General features: G+C 60.2%; 17 protein-coding genes and 1 pseudogene. 10 read left to right on the top strand and 8 right to left on the bottom strand.

The window, feature by feature from the left end; genetic code table 11:
• The first annotated feature begins 81 nt into the window (after window positions 1-81).
• The 3 genes from DXC52_RS05210 (at window position 82) to DXC52_RS05200 (ending at window position 2,971) form a co-directional block, all read left to right on the top strand.
• Window positions 82-858 carry a radical SAM protein gene (locus tag DXC52_RS05210; protein WP_117746434.1) on the top strand — a complete coding sequence of 259 codons (777 nt, stop codon included), beginning with the start codon at window positions 82-84 and terminating at the stop codon, window positions 856-858.
• 160 nt (window positions 859-1,018) lie between these two features.
• A complete protein-coding gene (gene map, locus DXC52_RS05205; protein WP_117746433.1) occupies window positions 1,019-1,906 on the top strand; it encodes a type I methionyl aminopeptidase in 888 nt (295 codons plus the stop codon).
• A 129-nt stretch (window positions 1,907-2,035) separates the two neighbouring features.
• Window positions 2,036-2,971 (top strand): D-2-hydroxyacid dehydrogenase, encoded by a 936-nt coding sequence (locus DXC52_RS05200; protein ID WP_117746432.1) that lies wholly within the window; start codon window positions 2,036-2,038, stop codon window positions 2,969-2,971.
• A gap of 82 nt (window positions 2,972-3,053) precedes the next feature.
• On the opposite strand, the gene DXC52_RS05195 is transcribed toward DXC52_RS05200, so the two are convergent.
• From DXC52_RS05195 to DXC52_RS05185, 3 genes are all read right to left on the bottom strand, one after another.
• Window positions 3,054-3,545, bottom strand: coding sequence for a PIN domain-containing protein (locus tag DXC52_RS05195; protein ID WP_117746431.1), 492 nt, complete (start codon window positions 3,543-3,545; stop codon window positions 3,054-3,056).
• Complete coding sequence (locus DXC52_RS05190; protein WP_117746430.1) at window positions 3,538-3,918, bottom strand: translation repressor RelB; 381 nt, start codon at window positions 3,916-3,918, stop codon at window positions 3,538-3,540. Before DXC52_RS05190 ends, DXC52_RS05195 begins: the two co-directional genes overlap by 8 nt.
• 214 nt (window positions 3,919-4,132) lie before the next feature.
• Window positions 4,133-5,518, bottom strand: coding sequence for a M18 family aminopeptidase (locus DXC52_RS05185; RefSeq protein WP_233504854.1), 1,386 nt, complete (start codon window positions 5,516-5,518; stop codon window positions 4,133-4,135).
• A gap of 161 nt (window positions 5,519-5,679) precedes the next feature.
• On the opposite strand from DXC52_RS05185, the gene DXC52_RS05180 reads away from it, so the two are divergent.
• Both DXC52_RS05180 and DXC52_RS05175 read left to right on the top strand, forming a co-directional pair.
• Window positions 5,680-6,765, top strand: coding sequence for a carcinine hydrolase/isopenicillin-N N-acyltransferase family protein (locus DXC52_RS05180; protein ID WP_117746429.1), 1,086 nt, complete (start codon window positions 5,680-5,682; stop codon window positions 6,763-6,765).
• Between the two features lie 140 nt (window positions 6,766-6,905).
• Window positions 6,906-7,985 carry a 6-phosphofructokinase gene (locus tag DXC52_RS05175; RefSeq protein ID WP_117746428.1) on the top strand — a complete coding sequence of 360 codons (1,080 nt, stop codon included), beginning with the start codon at window positions 6,906-6,908 and terminating at the stop codon, window positions 7,983-7,985.
• A gap of 537 nt (window positions 7,986-8,522) precedes the next feature.
• Here the strand turns inward: DXC52_RS05175 and DXC52_RS05170 are convergent.
• Entirely contained in the window at window positions 8,523-11,288 is a 2,766-nt protein-coding gene (locus DXC52_RS05170) for an FtsX-like permease family protein (protein ID WP_233504852.1), read from the bottom strand.
• Window positions 11,289-11,293: 5 nt separating this feature from the next.
• Complete coding sequence (locus tag DXC52_RS05165) at window positions 11,294-11,995, bottom strand: ABC transporter ATP-binding protein (protein WP_117746427.1); 702 nt, start codon at window positions 11,993-11,995, stop codon at window positions 11,294-11,296.
• A gap of 269 nt (window positions 11,996-12,264) precedes the next feature.
• On the opposite strand from DXC52_RS05165, the gene DXC52_RS05160 reads away from it, so the two are divergent.
• The 3 genes and pseudogenes from DXC52_RS05160 (at window position 12,265) to DXC52_RS05150 (ending at window position 13,648) form a co-directional block, all read left to right on the top strand.
• The gene (locus tag DXC52_RS05160) at window positions 12,265-12,903 is read left to right on the top strand and encodes a GyrI-like domain-containing protein (RefSeq protein WP_117746426.1); all 639 of its coding nucleotides are present in this window, start codon (window positions 12,265-12,267) and stop codon (window positions 12,901-12,903) included.
• 170 nt (window positions 12,904-13,073) lie between these two features.
• Window positions 13,074-13,421, top strand: a pseudogene (locus DXC52_RS10410) (Abi family protein); the annotation flags it as partial.
• Window positions 13,422-13,453: 32 nt separating this feature from the next.
• On the top strand, window positions 13,454-13,648 hold the full coding sequence (locus DXC52_RS05150; RefSeq protein ID WP_117635684.1) for a chloride channel protein: 195 nt from the start codon (window positions 13,454-13,456) through the stop codon (window positions 13,646-13,648).
• Window positions 13,649-13,854: 206 nt separating this feature from the next.
• On the opposite strand, the gene DXC52_RS05145 is transcribed toward DXC52_RS05150, so the two are convergent.
• From DXC52_RS05145 to DXC52_RS05135, 3 genes are all read right to left on the bottom strand, one after another.
• The gene (locus DXC52_RS05145) at window positions 13,855-14,433 is read right to left on the bottom strand and encodes a methylated-DNA--[protein]-cysteine S-methyltransferase (RefSeq protein ID WP_233504850.1); all 579 of its coding nucleotides are present in this window, start codon (window positions 14,431-14,433) and stop codon (window positions 13,855-13,857) included.
• 352 nt (window positions 14,434-14,785) lie between these two features.
• Window positions 14,786-15,811 carry an aspartate-semialdehyde dehydrogenase gene (locus tag DXC52_RS05140; RefSeq protein WP_117746424.1) on the bottom strand — a complete coding sequence of 342 codons (1,026 nt, stop codon included), beginning with the start codon at window positions 15,809-15,811 and terminating at the stop codon, window positions 14,786-14,788.
• 174 nt (window positions 15,812-15,985) lie between these two features.
• A complete protein-coding gene (locus tag DXC52_RS05135) occupies window positions 15,986-17,374 on the bottom strand; it encodes an aspartate kinase (RefSeq protein ID WP_117746423.1) in 1,389 nt (462 codons plus the stop codon).
• Window positions 17,375-17,477: 103 nt separating this feature from the next.
• Between DXC52_RS05135 and thrC the strand changes: the two genes are divergently transcribed.
• Together thrC and thrB are read left to right on the top strand one after the other, a co-directional pair.
• Complete coding sequence (gene thrC, locus DXC52_RS05130) at window positions 17,478-18,995, top strand: threonine synthase (protein WP_117746422.1); 1,518 nt, start codon at window positions 17,478-17,480, stop codon at window positions 18,993-18,995.
• Between the two features lie 201 nt (window positions 18,996-19,196).
• Window positions 19,197-20,078 carry a homoserine kinase gene (thrB, locus tag DXC52_RS05125; protein WP_006234874.1) on the top strand — a complete coding sequence of 294 codons (882 nt, stop codon included), beginning with the start codon at window positions 19,197-19,199 and terminating at the stop codon, window positions 20,076-20,078.
• Window positions 20,079-20,167 lie beyond the last annotated feature (89 nt).

Genomic DNA, 20,167 nt, shown 5'->3' with positions numbered 1-20,167 from the left:
AAACTTGTAAAGCAAGAGCCCGCACCTTGCTTTGGAGCCGATGCTATGCTTAGGCACAATTGTCTTGAGGAGCATATGCCTATGTCTACGTTTTTGAATGCCAGCCCCATCTTTGGGCCCGTTCGCAGCCGTCGCCTTGGTCTCTCGCTCGGCGTCAACATGATGCCGGCCAGCGGCAAAATCTGCACGTTCGACTGCATATACTGCGAAAACGGTCTCAATGCCGAGCGCCCCTGCCACGAATCGTATAACACGGCTGCCGTGGTGCTCGATGCGCTCGAGGCAAAGCTGCGCGAGATGGCAGCCGAGGGCGAGCTCCCCGATGTAATCACCTTCGCAGGCAACGGCGAGCCCACCGCCGCACCGGAGTTTCCACGGGCCATCGCCGGCGCCGTCGCACTGCGCGACGAGCTTGCCCCAAACTCCAAGATCGCCGTGCTCTCCAACGGCACACGCGCCGACCGCCCCGAGGTGCACGACGCGCTCATGATGGTCGACGACAACATTCTTAAGCTCGATACCGTCGACCCGGCGTTTATCCAGCTGCTCGACCAGCCTGTTGGCCCCTACAACGTCGAACACCAGATCGAGACGTTCGCAAGCTTTGACGGTCACGTTATTATCCAGACGATCTTTTTGACCGGCGAGTATCAGGGCAAGCTCATCGACAATACCGGCGAGGAGTATGTTGCCCCCTGGCTCGCGGCGCTTGAGCGCATTCGTCCGCAGGAGGCGACCATCTACACGGTCGCGCGCGAGACACCAGTCGCCGGCCTTGCCAAAGCAGCGCCCGAGGTGCTCGACGCCATTGCCGCGCGCGTGCGCGCCCTCGGTATTCCCTGCCAGGTGAGCTACTAGCAAAACCACGCAGCAGCTAGTGCCCGCCATCCCGCCCCATCAGTTGCGGTGATATAGTTCCTATTTGTGCTGTTAAACCGCTTAAATCGGAACTATATCACCGCAACTTTTATGGCCGCGTGGGTGGGCTATACTAGCTGCGAATGAAAGGAAGTTAGCCATGTATGACAAAGGACCCGTGCCCGGCCGCAACGACGCTTGCTGGTGCGGCAGCGGCAAGAAATACAAGAAATGCCATAGCGCCTTTGATGAGCGCCTCGAGCGCTTGTGGGAAGAAGGCTGGGAGGTTCTGCCTCACACGCTCTACAAGACTCCCGCCGATATCGAGGGCATCAAGCGCTCGGCAGCCATCAACGTGGGCGTGCTCGATTATGTGGGCGAGCATATCGCCGCAGGCATGACCACCAACCAGATCGACCAGATGATCTACGACTACACCGTCGAGCACGGTGGCACGCCGGCCGACCTCAACTACGAGGGCTACCCCAAGAGCGTGTGCACCTCGATCAATGATGTGGTCTGCCACGGCATTCCCTGCGATACGGACGTGCTGCACGAGGGCGACATCATCAACGTGGACTGTTCCACGATCCTAGACGGCTACTTTAGCGACTCGAGCCGCATGTTCTGCATCGGCGAGGTCTCGGCCGAGCGCCAGCGCCTGGTCGATGTCACCCGCGCCAGCGTGGAAGCGGGTCTGGCGGCCGTCAAGCCATGGCTGCCACTGTCCGTTATGGCCGAGGCCGTGCAAAAGACCGTCGAGGACGCCGGCTTTAGCGTGGTGCGCGAGTACGGCGGACACGGCATCGGTAAGGAGTTCCACGAAGACCCATTTGTGGGCTTTACCACCGAGGCGCCCGATGTGGATACCATCATGGCCCCGGGCATGGTCTTTACCATCGAGCCTATGGTCAATGCCGGAGCGCCCGACATCAAGATTAGCAAGGGCGACGGCTGGTGCGTGCGCACCAAGGACGGCAGCGATTCGGCCCAGTGCGAGGTACAGCTCGTGGTGACCGAGGACGGCTACGAACTGCTCAGCTGGTAGCTGTAGATGCGTCGGATGCTGACGGGCACGCTCGTCTTGCATCCAGCGTTTTATTTGAACATTTTGCCTGATAAAACCCGCCAAAATTAACCTGCCCCCTTTTGGCAGGTCGAGCGGAGAGGACTGCTTGTGAACATCCTGGTTTTGCTGCCCGTCAACGACCGCCATCGCGCAATTCTTGAGTCGAGCGCTCCGGGCGAGGACTTTATCTACACGAGCGCCGACGCCGCCACGCGCAAGCAGGTCGCCGATGCCGACGTGATCCTGGGCAACATCGACCCTGGCATGCTCACGGCATGCGAGCATCTCCAGCTGTTGCAATTGCAGACCGCCGGCTATGACGACTACCTCGCCGCCGGCACCGTGCCGGCTGAAGCCAAGCTGTCTTGCTCAATCGGCGCCTACGGCCAGGCCGTGAGCGAGCACATGTTTGCCATGGTCCTTTCCATGATGAAGCGCCTGCCCGGCTATCACGACTTGCAGCGCGAGCATCGCTGGGAGGACTTGGGCCCGGTCACCTCGCTCAAAAACGCCAACGTGCTGGTGCTGGGCGCGGGCGATATCGGCGGCCACTTTGCCACGCTCTGCCGCAACATGGGCGCGCACGTCCGCGGCATCAAGCGCCATCCGCTCGTCTACCCCATTGTGTTTGAGGACATGGACGGCATGGACACCCTACCTGAGCGCCTGGCGGAGGCAGACGTCGTCGCATCCTTTATGCCCAGCACACCCGAGACCCGCGGCCTAGCGAACGCCGAGTTCTTCGCCGCAATGAAGCCGGGCGCTTTCTTTGCTAACGGCGGCCGCGGTGACCTCGTGGTTGCCGACGACCTGGTCGCCGCCCTTGAGTCGGGACACCTTGCCGGCGCTGCGGTCGACGTCACCGACCCCGAGCCGCTGCCTGAGACAAGCCCACTGTGGGATGCGCCCAACATGCTCATCACGCCGCATGTCTCCGGTTGGTTCCACCTGGCAGCCACGCTCAATAACGTCGTAGACATCGCTGCGGAGAACCTACGCCACTTTCAAGCTGGCGAGACGCTTCGCTGCTGGATCGAACACTGATTGTTCCGGCGTTTTACCAAACGCCGGAACCCCTCGACGCTGCGAGCCCGCCGTTTGGCCAACCTGTGGGGTCTTCAAATTGCTAGAGCGTTGCTAAGTAATTCTTTGCGTCTTCTGCGCTCATTGCTGCGACGGGTGCGTGTGAACAGAGTTTGGCATCGTTGGTGACCAGTAAATCTGCTTGAGCGCGTATCGCTGCCGCAATGATTAAATCGTCTTCGTAATCGCTATGGAGCTCACGCTGTCTGCTCGCCATCCATATGTCGCTCAGGTCACAGGGCACTGGCGTGGCAAGCTGCGACAACACGCTAAGACAATCCCATGCAAGCGAAGTCGCTGCCATAGCGGCATTCTGGGACAGTGAGCCATGCTCGCGCCGATACCATGCCTTATGTTCGCTTGAAATCAAATAGAACAGGTCTTTGGACGATGTCGCCGCGTACAGCAAATCAGCCTGTGCCGTGCATGCATCGCGTAAAAACTCAATCGCCACCGAACGACCACGTCGTGAGGGAATGAAGTAATCGAGCCACACGTTGGTGTCAACCAAGATGCGCTTTGGAGTCTCACTCATAGAGCCAGCTCATCTCCTCGCCATAGCGATCAGCATAGGCATTCCGTTTGAGCTCTTCGTCGTCCGATGGCTGAGCCTTGACCATATCGATTCCCGACTCACAGCAAGCGGCAGCGAACAGCTTCGACCCCTGATCCATAAGCTCGAGCTTACGTTTGGCGGCCTTTTCGCGCTCGCGCTGTTCCGCCCGGGCACGACTGGGCAGCAGGATATCCTCGAGCGCACCGGGGCGATCGGCCAGCGACGCTGCAAGCTGCCAGAGCGCTCGCACCGCTTGGCTCGGCGTCATACCGGCCCTGGAGAGAGCGGCGTCCCCGCTCCTTTTAAGATCGGCATCGAGACGTACGTTGATCTGAGCGGCTGTTGTGGTCATGACCCCTCCTTAATACTTTAAAATCATCATAAAACTCTATGGTAGATACGTAAAGCACGTATAGCATTTATTAGCATTAGCCGCACTCTGTGCACAAAAAGCCGCCGAGGTGCACTGCACCTCGGCGGCCACGTACCACCGATCTAGCTCGGTTTCACCCTTTGCATTTGCCCAGATAAAACCTGCAAAATAAACCTGTCCCTTTTAGCAGGTTTTAGAGCTCCACGCTTTCGGCGCCGTTGATGGTTAGGTTTCGCTCGTAGAAAGCCGTGAGGGCGCGGATGGCGTACATCACGTCGCGCACGCCGCCGGTCTCGTAGCTCGAGTGCATGGCCAGCTGCGGCAGGCCCACGTCCACGGCATGCATGCTCGCCTGCATATTGGACAGATTGCCGAGCGTGGATCCGCCGGCCATATCGCTCTTGTTGGCGAAGGCCTGCGTGGGCACGTCGGCGTCATCGCAAATAGCTTGGAACACCGCGCGGCTAAAGGCATCGGTACAATAGTGCTGGTTGGCTGCCTCCTTGATGACGATACCGCCGTTGAGCACCACCTGGCTGCGGGCGTCGCACTTCTCGGCGTGGTTGGGGTGCACGGCATGCGCGTTGTCGCAGCTCACGAGCATCGATGCGGCAAGGGCGCGATGATACGACTCGTCGTCAAAGCCCAGCGATCCGTTAATGCGGCGCAGCGCGTCGGCCAAGAACGTCGACATGGCGCCCTGCTTGGTCTCGGAGCCAACCTCCTCATTATCAAAGCAGCAAAAGACCGAAACGTCGTGCGCGTTCTCGGCACCCAAAAATGCCTGCAGCGAGGTATAGGCGCAGGCCAGGTCGTCGAGCTTGGGCGTCGAGATAAACTCGTCGGCCCAGCCCCAAATGCACGCATCCTGACGATTGACCAGGAACAGATCGCGGCCCAGAATCTGATCGGGCTCAACGTCCAGCTCGTCGGCGATCAGAGCATCAAAGTCGCCCTGCTTAAGCTCGCCAGCGCTGATGAGCGGGCACAGGTCGACGGCTCGGTTGGGAGCAAAGCCCTCGTTAACGCCGCGGTTCATGTGGATGGCAAGGCTCGGAATGATAGCGACCTCGCGCTCGGTGGCAAGCAGACGGCTCTCAATACGGTCGCCTTCGCGTACCAACACGCGGCCCGCGAGCGCCAGCGGGCGGTCGAACCAGGTGTAGTCGATCATGCCGCCGTAGGCCTCGGTGTTCAGGCGCAGCGTCTCGCCTGCGCCGTCGAGCTCGGGCACGGCCTTGACCTTAAACGTCGGCGAATCGCTGTGCGACGCCGTGAGCTGAAAATGATAGTCACCGGCAACGCCGTCCTCGCCCCACGTCGCGGTCAGGTCCTCGCCCACCTTAAAGGCAATAACGCTCGAGGTATTGCGCTGCGTGTAATAACGCCCGCCCGGCTCGATGTCCCACGCCGCGTTCTCGGGCAGGTAGGTAAAGCCCGCCTCGTCGAGCTCGGCCATAATGGTCGCCGCCGTATGGAACATGCTGGGACATGCCTCGATAAAGTCGATGAGGTCGTTGGCGGCCTCGATATCGTCGGCCGTCACATGCGCGCGCTCGGGCGTTTCCTGATCCGTCATGCTCTCCCCTTTCGCTGGGTTGATGGTCCCCTCCAGCATACCCCGCCACGCCAGCGCCGCACTCTTCATTCCATGTTTAATCCCGCGCCGCTCACCAAGTTGAGCCATCATGCCCGCGCTCCTTTTGCGACAATTACGCTAACAGGACGAGAGGAGCCGTCATGAAGCCACGTAACATTGCCATCGCCTGCGGTGTCGCGGGAGTCGCCGTCGGCCTTGCCGCTGCCACCGGTATCGTTTACCGCAAGCAAATCAAGTCCGCCGCGTCGCTCAAACGCTTGACCGGCTACGCGGATAGCTATGACCTGTACGCAATCGACATCGCCTACGACTACGATCTTGATCGCATCATCGCCGCTGGCGTGCGCGACGACCAGGGCTACATCGATGCCGTGGTGGCGCAGGTGCTGCCCGGTGTGCCGGTACATGTCCAGGCGCCCCAGTTTGCCTGCAGCGCTTTTGTCGCCGTAGATGCCGAAGGCCGCGTGCGCACCGGTCGCAATTACGACTTTAAGGACGACACCTCGGCGCTGCTGGTGCGCAATCACCCACGTGGCGGCTATGCCTCCATCGGGTTTGCCGCCCTTAACAACCTGGGCGATAACACTCCGCTTGACTCCGTCGCCGGACGTGCCGCCGCACTCATGGGCCCGTTTGCCCAGCTCGACGGTGTTAACGAATGCGGCGTGTCCATTGCCGTACTCACTCTGGATTCCAAGCCCTGTGACCAGGACGCGCAACGCCCCGTCATCAATACCTCGCTCGCCATCCGTCTGGTGCTCGACCGTGCCGCCACCGCGCAAGAAGCTGTCGACCTGCTTTCCGCCTACGACATGCACGCCATGGCAGGACGCGATTACCACTTCTTTATCAACGACGCCGCCGGTGACGCGCGCGTAGTAGAGTGGGATCCGCGCGATCCGGACCGTGCTTTCAAAGCGACTCCTGTACGCCAGGTTACGAACTTCTACGCCTGCTATGGCGACGAAGTGCTGCCCAACCAAAAGAATGGCGAGCTGGGCCATGGTAAAGAGCGCGCCATCGCAATCGCCGATGTCCTTGACGCCCATGTCGGTGCCCAGGACGAGGCAGTCGCTTGGAAGGCCCTACGCGCTGCAGCGCAAGAACCCAATCCGAAAGACATCACCAGCAATACGCAATGGTCGGTCGTCTTTGACAATACCGAACCCGCCGCCGCCATTACGCTGCGCCGCCACTGGGGCGACGTCGACGCCTTCGCACTGTAAGGACCCAGGCTCGTCGACCTTACGCTCGCCTGACGTTGTTTACATTTCTATACGCTTGAGCTAACACGTTTTACCCCCGTATCAACAGTGTGCGGGGGTAAACTTATGCGCATGTTATAACTTGCCCGGAAGGATTCATCATGCTTAGGATCGGTCTTCTTACCAGTGGCGGCGACTGCCAGGCGCTCAACGCCACCATGCGCGGCATTGTCAAAACGCTTATGACCAATAGCGAAGAGCCTATTGAGATCTATGGTTTTGAGGACGGCTACCAGGGCCTTATCTACAGCCGGTTCCGCGTCATGACGCCCGCCGATTTTAGCGGCATCCTTACCCGTGGCGGCACCATCCTGGGCACGAGCCGTACGCCGTTCAAGCGCCTGGATATTCCCGAGGCCGACGGCGTCGAGAAGGTGCCGGCAATGGTCCACACCTATCATAAGCTGCAGCTCGACTGCCTGTTTATGCTGGGCGGCAACGGCTCCACCAAGACCGCCAACCGTCTGCGCGAAGAGGGCCTCAACGTTATCGCCCTGCCTAAGACCATCGATAACGACACCTGGGGCACCGAGCTGACGTTTGGCTTTACGAGCGCCATCGACGTCGCCACCAAGTGCATCGACGACATTCACACCACCGCTTCGAGCCACGGCCGCGTGTTCGTTATCGAGATCATGGGCCACAAGGTTGGCTGGATACCGCTATACGCCGGCGTCGCGGGCGGCGCGGATGTCATCTTGATTCCCGAGATCCCCTACGACATGGATAACGTCATCAAGACCATCGAGCATCGCATGGAGACCGGCAGCCGCTTTACCATCGTGGCCGTCGCCGAGGGCGCTATTTCCAAGGAGGACGCGGCGCTGTCCAAGAAGGAGTACAAGAAGAAACTCGCCGAGCGCACGAGCCCGTCGATCGTCTACGACATCGCCAAGGAGATCGAGGCCAAGACCGGTCGCGAGACCCGCGTCGCCATCCCCGGCCACATGCAGCGCGGCGGCCAGCCCGACGCCCAGGACCGCATCTTTGCGACCCAGTGCGGCGTCGAGGCGGCACTGGGCTGCCTGCGCGGCGAGTTTGGCTACATGATTGCCCTGCGCGACGGCAAGATGTGCCACATGCCGCTCGAGGAGGTCGCCGGCAAGCTCAAGTTTGTCGACCCCCAGAGCGATCTGGTGCGCGAGGCCAAGGCGTTGGGCATCAGCTTCGGCGACGAATAGCCTCGGCTGGAACCGCCCCATCGGAGGCCCCAGGGCTTACCTCCCAAATCGTCCTCGGACATGTCAGGACCCCGCTGCGCGCTTCGCGCGGCGGGGTCCTTCCGTCCTGCGGAAAGATTTGGGAGGTAAGCCCTGGGGCCTCCTGCGGTAACTGGGGAGGCCGAGGCTATTCGTCTTCTTGCTGCGGGTGTCTGGGGTAGGATGCGGCGTGCATTTTTGGGAGTATTCAGCAGCCGAGGGTGCCTGCATACTGGATTTTGGGCGAAAGGCAGGCACCATGGGCCGCGTTCTGTAAAAAATGACCAGCTCTTGAGGCATTGGGGGTCCAGGACCAGGGCATTCAGCACGGTTTTGTGCACCCGTTCCCGCGCCCGCGGACTCCGGGATGCTGAATACTCCGAAATTTGCACGGCGCCCCCTGGGTTACCCGTAGGCAAAAAGCAACCGCCCCGCCGAAATATGCAATCGGCAGGACGGTTTATGCAAAAATGCGGTTGTGGTACATTACAGCTCGCTACAGCTTGAATCCCAGGCAGGTTACTCGGCGCTTTTGAGGGCGCCGACCATGTCGATCTTGTTGAGCGTTCGGTTGGTGGCGAGGTTGACGATGATTGTGAACGCAAAGGCCAGCACCACGGCAAGCACGTAGCTCAGCGGCTCGACCTCAACGTCAAAGTAGAGCGACGGCATCTGCAGGATGTACGTAAAGCTCTCGGCCAGCAAGCCGCCCAGCGGAACGCCCAGCGCGGCACCGATTGCCGTCAAAATCAACGTCTCCTTGTTGACGTAATGGTGCACCTCGCCGCGGCGGAAGCCCAGCACCTTAATAGTCGCCAGCTCGCGCTCGCGCTCCGAGATGTTGGTGTTGGACAGCGTAAACACCACCACAAACGACAGGCACGCCGCCATAAAGGTCACGAGCACCACGACCGAGTTGATGATGGTGAAGTTGGCCTCGTAGTTTTCCCAATGCTCGGCCGTGCTCGAAAGCGTCAGCCATCCGTCGCTTTTGAGTTGCTTGCTAAACGCAATCTGATCGGCCGACGAACCCTTGAGCAGCGCAAAGATGCCGTTGAGACGGACGCTTCGACCAAACGCACGTTCATAGGTACTCTGCGTCATATAGAGCGTGTTGCCCAGGTAGTTGAGCGAAATACCGCTCACCTCGACATCGGCGACGTTGAGCGACGAATCCTGAACCTGCGCCGTATCGCCCGGTTGAATCCCCAACACCAATTGCGAGCTTTTGCTCAGATACACATCCCCGTCGCGCAAAGCGAGCGGCTCTTTGGACTCATCCTCCAGGCACACGTAGTCGTCCAAGTCGCCCGTGCGATCATCGGGCACCACGACCAGCTGCACGGTCTCGCTCTTGCCGCCAAACGTAAAGGTGACGTTGTCGGTCATAATCGGCAGCGTCGAGGTCACGGTCACATTGGAGTCCTTGGCCGCACTGCGCTCGTCCAGCGCCGCGCACGTCTGCGTAAAGTCATCGGGATTGGCGACCGCCAGCAGGTCATAGCGCGTAATGTGCCCGTACTGCTTGGGCGAAAGCGCCACCGATGTGTCACGAATACCCATGCCGCAGATCACGAGCGCCGTGCAACCTGCGATACCGAAGATGGTCATAAAGGCACGTTTTTTGTAGCGGAACAGATTGCGCGCGGCCACCTTGTTCAAAAAGCCCATGCGACGCCAAATAAAGCCAATGCGCTCGAGGAAAATGCGCGAGCCGGCGCGCGGGGCCTTGGGGCGCATGAGCGATGCCGGAGTCTCGGCCATCTCGTGGCGGCAGGCGATAATCGTAGCGCCCACCACGCCTACGGCAAACAGCGCCACCGAGACGATCGAAGACACGATGTCGTACGAAAGCAGCATCTGGGGCAGCGAGTACATGTCGTCGAACACCGTAAACAGGAACAACGGCAGGCCCACAAAACCGATGATGTTGCCGAGCACGCCACCGATCAAACAGGCCCACAGCGAGTAGTCCACATATTTGGACAGAATGCGCCCGCGCGAATAGCCGAGTGCCTTGTACAGGCCGATCAGCGTGCGTTCCTCCTCGACCATGCGCGTGGCGGTGGTGAGGCTGATGAGCACGGCGACGATAAAGAAGATGAACGGGAATACGGTGGCGATGGCCTCGATCGAGGAACTATCGCTCTCCACGCTCGAATAGCTTGCAATGTTGCCGCGATCCTGGATATACCAGGTGCATTCGCCAAGGTCAGAGAGCTCGGCACGAGCATCGGCGAACTGCTGGTCGGCGGCGGCGCGGCGCTGGTCTAGGTCGGCTTGCGCCTGCGTGCGCTCCTCGCTGCCCTCGGCCATGCGGTTGATGTTGTCTTGCTCGATTCCAAAGACCATATTCGCCTGACGCTCAGACGCGTCCAAGTTCGCTGGCGTATCGACCGTCAGCTCCTTGGCACGCACCTTCTCGCGCTCGTCGCGAATCTTATCGATATTGGCCTTGACCTCATTAATCTTTGCCGTATAGGCATCGGAATAGGAGTTGAGATCCTTGGCTCCCTCGACGACCACGTGAATCGCGGAATAGGATGACGACGTCGCGGCGTCCTCGCTCACGTAGAACTTGTAGTCCGCGGCCGAGGCAGCACGGAAAGCGTTGACCGTCGAGTCCGAGCTCACGTCGGTGGGATCGAGAACCTCAGCCGTGATGGTGTAATCTCCCGCAGCGAACTGATCCTTGGCGCTCTGGTTCGACGAGTTCGCGTCGTTGGCGGCAAAGCTCACCGTATCGCCGAGCTTTTTGCCCGATGCCTTCAAAAAGCGCGAAGTTACCGCCACTTCGCCCGACGTCTCGGGCAAGTCACCGCGCACCAACACCGGCTGATCAATATTCTCTTTAGAGAGGCTCTGCACGACGACACGCTCGCGCGCCGTGCCCACGGCGGTGTAGGCGGTCTCGGTATAGATGCCCTCGGCCGTCTTGACGCCGTCGACCTCTTGGATGGCGGCAAGGTCATCATCGGTCAGGCCATAGGTCGACTGCACGTTGATGTCGTAGACATTCTGCTGGTCAAAGTAGGCGTCGACCGAATCGCACAGGTCCTCGCAACCCGCCTGGAGACCGCACATCACGCTCACGCCAAGCGCGGTAATGACCACAATGGACAGGAAGCGCTTAAGACTTCCGCGAATCGTGCGGTAAATGCCGCGGCGAAACACCGTCGGCACCATGTCGTTTGAGCTTTGGGCAGTGCGATAGGTCGTAAAATCCTGCTCACGCTCCGCATGCGCCTCGTTGCCGCCTTGGCTGTTTTGACGATCTTGGTCCATGGGCGCTACCACTCGATCGTCTCGATAGGCACGGGATTTTGCTGGACCGTCTCACTTTCCACGCGACCACTTTTAAAGCGGATCAGGCGATCGGCCATGGGCGCGAGCGCGGAGTTATGCGTGATGATAATGACCGTGATGCCCTGCTTTCGGCAGGTATCCTGCAGCAGCTGCAAAATCTGCTTGCCGGTTTTGTAGTCGAGCGCGCCCGTGGGCTCGTCGCACAGGAGCAGCTTGGGGTTCTTGGCCAGCGCGCGGGCAATGGACACGCGCTGCTGCTCGCCGCCCGAAAGCTGTGCCGGAAAGTTGCCCAGGCGCTCGCCCAGGCCAACCTGGCGAAGCGTTTGCTCGGCATCGAGCGAATCGGGGCAGATCTGCGCCGCGAGCTCGACGTTCTCGAGAGCCGTCAGGTTGGGAACCAGATTGTAGAACTGAAAGACAAAGCCCACGTCGGCGCGGCGGTACTCCACAAGCTGCGCCTCGTTGGCGGCACTCACGTCGCGCCCGTCCACCGTCACAGTGCCGGAGGTCGCCGTGTCCATGCCGCCCAAGATGTTGAGCGCCGTGGTTTTACCGGCGCCCGAAGCGCCCAGGATAATGGCAAGCTCGCCACGCTCAACGGTAAAACTCGCGCCGTCGAGCGCGTGAATGCGGGCATCACCCTCGCCATAGGCTTTAATGACGTCTCTGAATTCGATATAGGCCATCGATTGATTCCCATCTGGTCGGATAACTCTTTAGTATTACCCATTTCGCACCGACCAAAAAGGGACAGGTTTATTTTGGCAGGTTTTATATGGGGAAATGGCGGGTGTTGGTAGAGCGACAGGCGGCAGAAGGGTCATCAACGGAGTCAGGCCACCCGTCAAACGCAAAGGATTTATGTCAGCCGTCAGGCAAATCAGTCGAACGAGTGTTCGTTTCTATGATATGATGCTGACAGTTACACGGGTCCCTACGCAGAAAGGCGGCCGCCATGGCGTTCGACTTTAAAAAGGAATGCAAGGAGCTCTACAGGCCTGCCAGCAAACCGAGCATCGTAACTGTCCCGCCCATGAGCTATGTCGCCGTGCGCGGAAAGGGCGACCCAAACACCGCAGACGGCGAGTATCAAAGTGCCCTTCCGCTGCTTTACGGCGTCGCTTACACCATCAAGATGTCGAAGAAAGGTCCGAGAAACATCGAAGGCTATTTCGACTTTGTGGTACCGCCGCTCGAGGGCTTCTGGTGGCAAGACTCCACCAGCAGCGACATCGATTACGTGCGCAAAGACGATTTCAACTTTATCTCGTGTATCCGTCTGCCCGATTTCGTCACCCAGACAGACTTTGACTGGGCCGTCGCGGAAGCCACGGCCAAAAAGAAGCTGGACTTTTCCGCAGTCGAGCTGCTTAAGGCTGACGAGGGCCTGTGCGTACAGTGCATGCATACCGGACCTTACGACAACGAACCGGCGACCGTGGACGCCATGCATGAATACACGACCGAGCAGGGCTATGTCCCCGACTTCTCAGATACCCGTTTACATCACGAAATCTATCTCTCCGATCCACGCAAATGTGCACCGGAGAAACTAAAGACCGTGGTTCGTCATCCTATCAAGCGCGCTGAATAGCGCGGAGCGTCATTTCACGCGCTAGGTTTTAAGCCAGCCAACCAGCCGCCTCCTAGGCCGTCCGGTAATTATCTTGACGCGGCCCGTCGCATCTTATAAGTTTGTTTTGCTAAAGCTGGAAAGCCTCTCAACGATGCGCAACTCCAGCTCTTTTTCTATCAAGAGGCTTAATGAAATACCAGAAGTCGCGGATATCCATCAACGAACAAATAGCACTATTGACAGAAAACAAGGGTCTTAAGTGCTCTGATCAAAGCGAACTCGAGCGAGCTTTGGTCGAAGCCAACCACTACAGACTGTCGGCCTACTGGTTTCCCTACAAAACCAAATGCAAGTCCGGGATTACCATCTTTCGCGAAGGCACAACATTCGAAACCATCATCTACACGTATGAATTTGACCGAGCCCTCCGGCAGTTAATGTTTGATGCGGTCGGCAGTGCGGTCGGCAGAATTGAGATCTACCTCAGAAGCAGAATTGCCTATCTTGCCTCTGAGGAACGCGGGCCTTTCTGTTACCCAGATGTCGCCATAACGAGGCTCAACTCGGCATGCCCGTCGAGCTCTGCGCCGCACTGGGCTACGCAGCCGTCTTTGGCAGCGCCACCAATACGCTGCTCGCACCCATCCTTATTGGCTGCGAAGTCTTCGGCTTTGGTAACTTGCCGATGTTCATTATTGTCTGCGTTGTGGCTTACCTGTTCAACATGGATAAGTCCATCTACGCCCTGCAGGAGCGGGCGTAGATCGATGTCCAGGCAGGTGGTCTCAGCCGGAAACGGTGTCCCACTCTGAGGCTGTATTCCGGGACACGGTTTCCGCTTGGAACGCCATTCGGAAAGCGCATCCCGCTTTAAAACGGAATTCCGGGACGTAGTTTCCGTCTGAGCCTCCATTCGGAAAGCATGTCCCGTTCTTTCACGGCATCTTGGCTATGCAAAGCGCTCGAGTGTTACTCCTCGTACGCGCCCTCAAGCCGAAGCAGCCACTCCTTGCGATCAAGCCCGCCGGCATATCCGTTAAGCGAGCCGTCGGCCGCCACCACGCGATGGCACGGCACAATAATCGAAATGGGATTACGCGCGACCGCAGCCCCCACCGCACGAGGAGACACAACGGGATCCTCGTTTCCCGGCACACGATGTCGAGCCGCAACACGCTGGGCAATCTCGCCATACGTGGCGACCTCGCCACGCGGAATGGAAAGCAGCTCGTACCAAACTTCACGCTGAAACGCCGTGCCAATCAAATGCAACGGCGGCGTAAACCGAGGTTCCTGCCCTGCAAAATAAGCATTCAGCCAAGCCCACGAACGCTCAAGCACCGAAGAAGCCGCACCATTTGCAGGACTCACCGACGACATGCCGCCAGCACCAGAAACTGCATCGGCGCCTTCAACATGTTCAGGATCTTCTTTGAGAAGCGTGGAGCCAAAATGCTCCTGTCCCTCAAACCAAAGCCCCGTCAGACCGCGGCCATCAGCGGCAAGCAAGATTTCGCCCAAAGGCGAAGCAAACGTCGTCGTGACCACCAGCGGCTCCTTTCAAAACTCCGCAACATAATACCGCGAATTGTGCAGACAACCCCAATCGACCCCAAAGTCACCCAAGGCAGCAGGCGCGCAGCGCCGAGGCCGCCGCCGGGACCAGGGCCCGCAACAGCCACGCGCCCCCACATCAGCCCAGCGGCCTCAACCAACAACGACCCCATCGCAGGCCGCTCGCAGCAGCGTCACCGCAGGCGGGGGCCGGGCTTAGTTTTCAGAACACTCCGCAGACCAGTGTGGCGCCTTGTCCGCGGCTCCGAAGGAGCAGGACAAGGCGCCACACATGGTCGAGGACGTTCTGAAAACTAAGCCCGGCCCACGCCGGACAGGTCCACCGCTACTCGCAGAGCAGCTTAGCGATCTGGACGGCGTTGGTTGCCGCGCCCTTACGGATTTGGTCGCCGCAGCACCAGAAGGTGATGCCGCGCGCGGCCTCGGGGTTCGAGATGTCGCGACGCACGCGGCCGACCCAAATCAGGTCCTGGTCGGACGTATCCATCGGCATGGGGAAGCGGTCGCGTGCATCCTCGGCAGCCATATCGTCAACCAGCTTGACGCCAGGAGCGGCAGCCAGCGCAGCGCGGGCCTCATCAACCGTAATGTCGCGCTCAAACTCGAGCGTAATGCTCTCGGAGTGCGAGCGCAGCACGGGCACGCGCACGCAAGTGCAGTTCACGCGCAGCTCGGGCAGGTGCATGATCTTGCGGCCCTCGTTCTGCAGTTTCATCTCCTCGGAGGTAAAGCCCTCCTCCTTGACGCCGCCGATCTGCGGAATCAGGTTACTCGCCAGCTGAGCGGCAAACGCACGCGGCTCGGGAATCTCCTCGCCACGGCCCAGGGCAGCCAGCTGAGCCTCGAGCTCCGCCATGCCGGGGGCGCCGGCACCCGAAGCTGCCTGATACGTCGAGACGATCATACGCTTCACGCCTGCAAGCTGATGCAGCGGCCAGGTGGGAACCAGGCCGATGATGGTCGCGCAGTTGGGGTTGGCGATAAGGCCGTGATGCCGCTTGATGTCGTCGGCGTTGATCTCGGGCACGACCAGCGGCACCTCGGGGTCCATGCGGAAGGCATGGCTGTTGTCGACCACGACGGCACCGCGCTTGACGGCCTCGGGCAGCAGCTCCTTGGCGATGTCGTCGCCGGCGGCGCCAAGCACAATATCGCAGCCCTCAAAGGCCTCGGGGCAAGCCTCTTCGATCACAATCTGCTCGCCGCGGAACTCAACGGTCTTGCCCGCGGAGCGTGCACTTGCCAGCAGTTTGAGCTTACCGACCGGAAACTCCTGCTCGTTGAGGCACTCGAGCATCTGGGTGCCCACGGCTCCCGTCGCGCCCAAAATAGCAACCGTGTACTGTTTCATGCTTCCCCCTTTAAAGGTTGTGGCTATCGCCCGCACGCCAAGCAGGCCGATTATTGTTGCCAGTGTATACAAGAACGGGGCGGGCACGAAACCCGCCCCGTCGAAACGAAACCGAAACGAAACGCCCCGCCGTAGATTTTTGAGGCGAGTCCCAAAAATCTAGCGAGATAGCAGCTACTTGTGGAGCGCAGCCAGAGCAGGATCGACCGGCGCGGAAGCCTCCAGGTCGGAGACCTTCACAATGCCGTTCTCATCGGAGAAGGCATGGTAAATGGTCCGAATCGCCAGATCGAAGTCCTTCTCCTCCACGCCAATGATGATGTTGATCTCGTCGCAGCTCTGCGAAATCATACGCACGCTCACGCCGGCCTGGCCAAGCATGCCAAACAGATGGCCAGAGATGCCGGCACGACCGCGCAGGTTGCGGCCAACGGTCGCGATAAGTGCCAGACCCTCGACAACCTCGATCTCGAGCGGCTCGACCTCCTGCTGAATGTCGCCTACGAGCGAGTACAGCGAATCGTGAACGTCCCGCTCCTGCACCACGGCGCCAAAGCGGTCGACACCGGTGGGCATGTGCTCGACGGAAACGTCATAACGCTCGAACACCGAAAGCGCACGGCGCATAAAGCCAACGCGGGGCTTGGTGCGGTCGCGGGCCACGTTGATGGCGACAAAACCGCGCTTGCCGGTCACGCCGGTAATGATGGGCTCTGCCTCGCCCTCATCAGCCGTCTCGCTAATGATGGTGCCGGGGTCCTGCGGCGCATTGGTGTTCTTGATGACCAGCGGAATGCCTGCCTCGCGCACGGGGAACACGGCCTCCTCGTGCAGGACGCTCGCACCCATGTACGAAAGCTCGCGCAGCTCCTCGTAGGTAACGCGCGCAATGGGCTGAGCCTCGGGAACAATACGCGGATCGGCAGAATAGAAACCCGAAACGTCGGTCCAGTTCTCGTACAGATCGGCGCCCAGGCACTTGGCCAGGATCGAGCCCGAGATATCGCCGCCGCCACGGTCGAGCAGCTTGATCTGGCCCTCTCGCGTCGCGCCGTAGAAACCAGGCATAACAAAGCCGCCCTGTTGACCGTACTCCTGCACCAGCTCGGAGGTGCGATTCATGCTGAGCGTACCGTCGTGATGGAACGCCACAACCGTCGCGGCGTCCAAGAACGGCAGGCCCAGGTACTCCGCCATCAGGCGAGCGGTGAAGTACTCGCCACGGCTCACGAGCTCCTCGGTAGAGTAGCCGCCCGAGCGGGCGCGCTCGGCAAAGGCCGCGAACTCCTCGCGGATGGGATAGGTGAGCTCCAACTCGTCAGCGATATCAAAATAGCGCTGGCCGATGTCCTCGAGTAGTTCCTCGCACGACACGTGATACTTAACGTGCGCGTTAACCAGGTAGAGCAGGTCGGTTACCTTAGTGTCGCCCTTAAAGCGGCGGCCGCAGGCGGAAACCACCACAAAACGGCGGGCAGGGTCGGCATCGACGATGGCCTTGATCTTCTTGAAGTGTTCGGCGTCGGCGACCGACGAGCCGCCAAACTTGGCAATCTTAATCATGGGCTTGAGGTTACCTTTCTAAAAGCCTCTGCAAACCTGTTTTGCGCGCTCTGATACCATGGTTTCACCGATTGGGTCCAAGGCATCCGAGGAGCAGTGTTATATGGGAACTTATCATAGTACACGAGGACGCACTTTATCGTGCTCAAGTAAGGTGGCAATCCGCACCGGCATCGCTCCCGACGGGGGTTTGTTTGTCTCGGACGAGCTCGGCACCCAGCAGGTCGATATCAGCTCGCTTGCAGATAAATCGTACTTTGAAATCGCTCAAGATGTGTTGGGAATGTTACTGAATGATTACACGGCCGAAGAAATTTCGGCGTGTGTCGACGAGGCATACCGCGGCACGTTCACGAGTGAAGAGGTTACGCCGCTCGTCAAACTCGACGCTGCGCCGGGCGCTGACGCCCCCCAGACCTATGTGATGGAGCTCTTTGGCGGCCCCACAAGCGCCTTCAAGGACGTCGCCCTGCAGATGCTCCCCCGTCTGATGGCCCGCACTTCCGCCAAGGACGGCGGCGCCGAGCGCATCATGATCGTCACCGCCACGTCGGGCGACACGGGCAAGGCCGCACTCGCCGGTTTTGCCGACGCTCCGGGCACGGGCATTACCGTCTTTTATCCCGAGGGCAAGGTCAGCCGCGTCCAGAACCTGCAGATGTCCACGCAGGAGGGCGACAACGTCGCCGTCTGCGGCATCCGCGGCAACTTTGACGACGCCCAGAGCGCCGTCAAGCGCATCTTTGCCGATAAGGAGCTTGCCGAGCGCCTGGAGGCCGCCGGCACGGTGCTTTCGAGCGCCAACTCCATCAACGTCGGCCGCCTGGTACCGCAGGTCGTCTACTACTTTGCCGCCTATGCGCAGCTGCTGCGCGCCGGCGCCATCGAGGCCGGCGACGCCGTGGAGTTCTGCGTACCGACCGGCAATTTTGGCGATATCCTGGCCGGCTACTATGCCAAGCGCATGGGTCTGCCCGTCGCCAAGCTCGTCGTGGCGAGCGACAAGAACAACGTGCTTGCCGACTTTCTGACCACCGGCGTTTACGACCGTAACCGCCCGTTCTTCACGACCATCTCGCCGTCGATGGACATCCTTATTAGCTCCAACCTGGAGCGCATGCTGTACTTCCTGTCCGACGGCGACTGCGAGCTCGTTGCCGGCCTTATGGAGCAGCTTGCCCAGACGGGTCGCTACGAGGTTCCCGCCGACCTGCTGGCAAAGATTCAGAGCGTCTTTGGCTGCGGTTGGGCCAGCGAGGACGAGGTCCGCGCTGCCATCAAGAGTTGCTGGGATGCGAACGGCTACGTGATCGACCCGCACACCGCTTGCGGCTATCACGTCTTTGAAAAGGTCGCCCCCGCCGAGGGCGCCAAGGCCCGCGTGCTGCTTTCGACCGCCAGCCCCTACAAGTTCCCGCGTGCCTGCTGCGACGCCCTGGGCCTCGACGTTCCCGAGGATGATTTTGAGGCTATGCGTGTGCTCGAGCAGGCCACCAACACGGTCGCCCCGACCCAGCTCGCCGAACTCGAATCCAAGCCCGTCCGTTTCGAAGACGTCTGCGACGTCGATGAGATGGCAAACTACGTCGAGTCCGCAGCAAAACGAATGAGCACCAACTAGATCCCTTATTAAGCGCCGGCGAAAGCCGGCGCACCTTCTATTTATTTAGCTTTCGGAATGATGACGAGCATGCGAGCGGGTCTGGCCGTTTAGTTCGTCGCGAGTTCCGCACGAGCCGGAAAGCACTTAATGTGCTTTCCGAGCGAGCCAGGACTGCCCGAGCAGCGAACTAAACGGCCAGACCCGCCCAGGAGGACCCACATGATCAAAATCACCGTCCCAGCAACCAGCGCCAACCTAGGCATCGGCTACGATACCCTCGGCATGGCCGTCAGCCTCTACTCGCACTTCACCTTCGAGCGCGCCGACAAGCTCACCATCACGGGCTGCCCCGAGGAGTTCCAAAACGAGAACAACCTGGTCTACGTTAGCTTTGTCGATGCACTGGCCGCATGGGGCGAGCCGGCCTTCCCCGTCGCTATCGACATTCAGACCGACGTGCCCGTCGCCCGCGGCCTGGGTTCCAGCTCCACCTGCGTCGTCGCCGGCATCATGGCGGCCGCCGCGCTGACGGGCCACACCGTCGACCGTGCCGAGCTCGTCCGCATTGCCACCGAGGTCGAGGGCCATCCCGATAACGTCGCCCCTGCTATCCTGGGCGGCGCCGTCTGCTCCTTTACGCCGACCGATTCGCTCCCCCAGTGCCTGCGCTACGAGGTGAGCGATCGCCTGCGTTTTATTACCGTGATTCCGCCCTACGAGGTGCATACGAGCGAAGCGCGCAAGGTTGTGCCGCAGGAGATTCCACTCTCCACCGCCGTATGGCAAATGGGCCGCATCGCCGGCATGACGCGCGGCCTGGAAACCGGCGACCTTGACCTGATTGCCGCCGCCAACGACGACCGCATCCAGGAGCCCTATCGCCGCCGCCTCATCCCCGACTACAACGCCGTGCGCGACACCTGCCTTAACGGAGGCGCTAAGACCATCTGGATCAGCGGTTCGGGCTCGACCCTCATGGCTGTAACCGACGACACCATCGTGGCAAAGTTCCTGCAGGTCAAGCTGCGTGAGCAGTTCCCCAAGTGTGACACGCATATTCTGACGTGCGACACGGAAGGCGCCCAGATCGAATACCTGTAGTCGCCGTCCCGTATACTCGCCGGGGAGGCCAGGGGCTTTGCCCCCAAATCGTCCTCGGACATGGCAGGACCCCCGCTGCGCACTTCGTG

The sequence above is a fragment of the Collinsella sp. TF05-9AC genome, assembly GCF_003438495.1.
Lineage (GTDB): Bacteria > Actinomycetota > Coriobacteriia > Coriobacteriales > Coriobacteriaceae > Collinsella.
The sequence above is the reverse complement of the archived record's forward strand: the minus strand, read 5'-3'. Positions and strand labels throughout refer to the sequence as shown.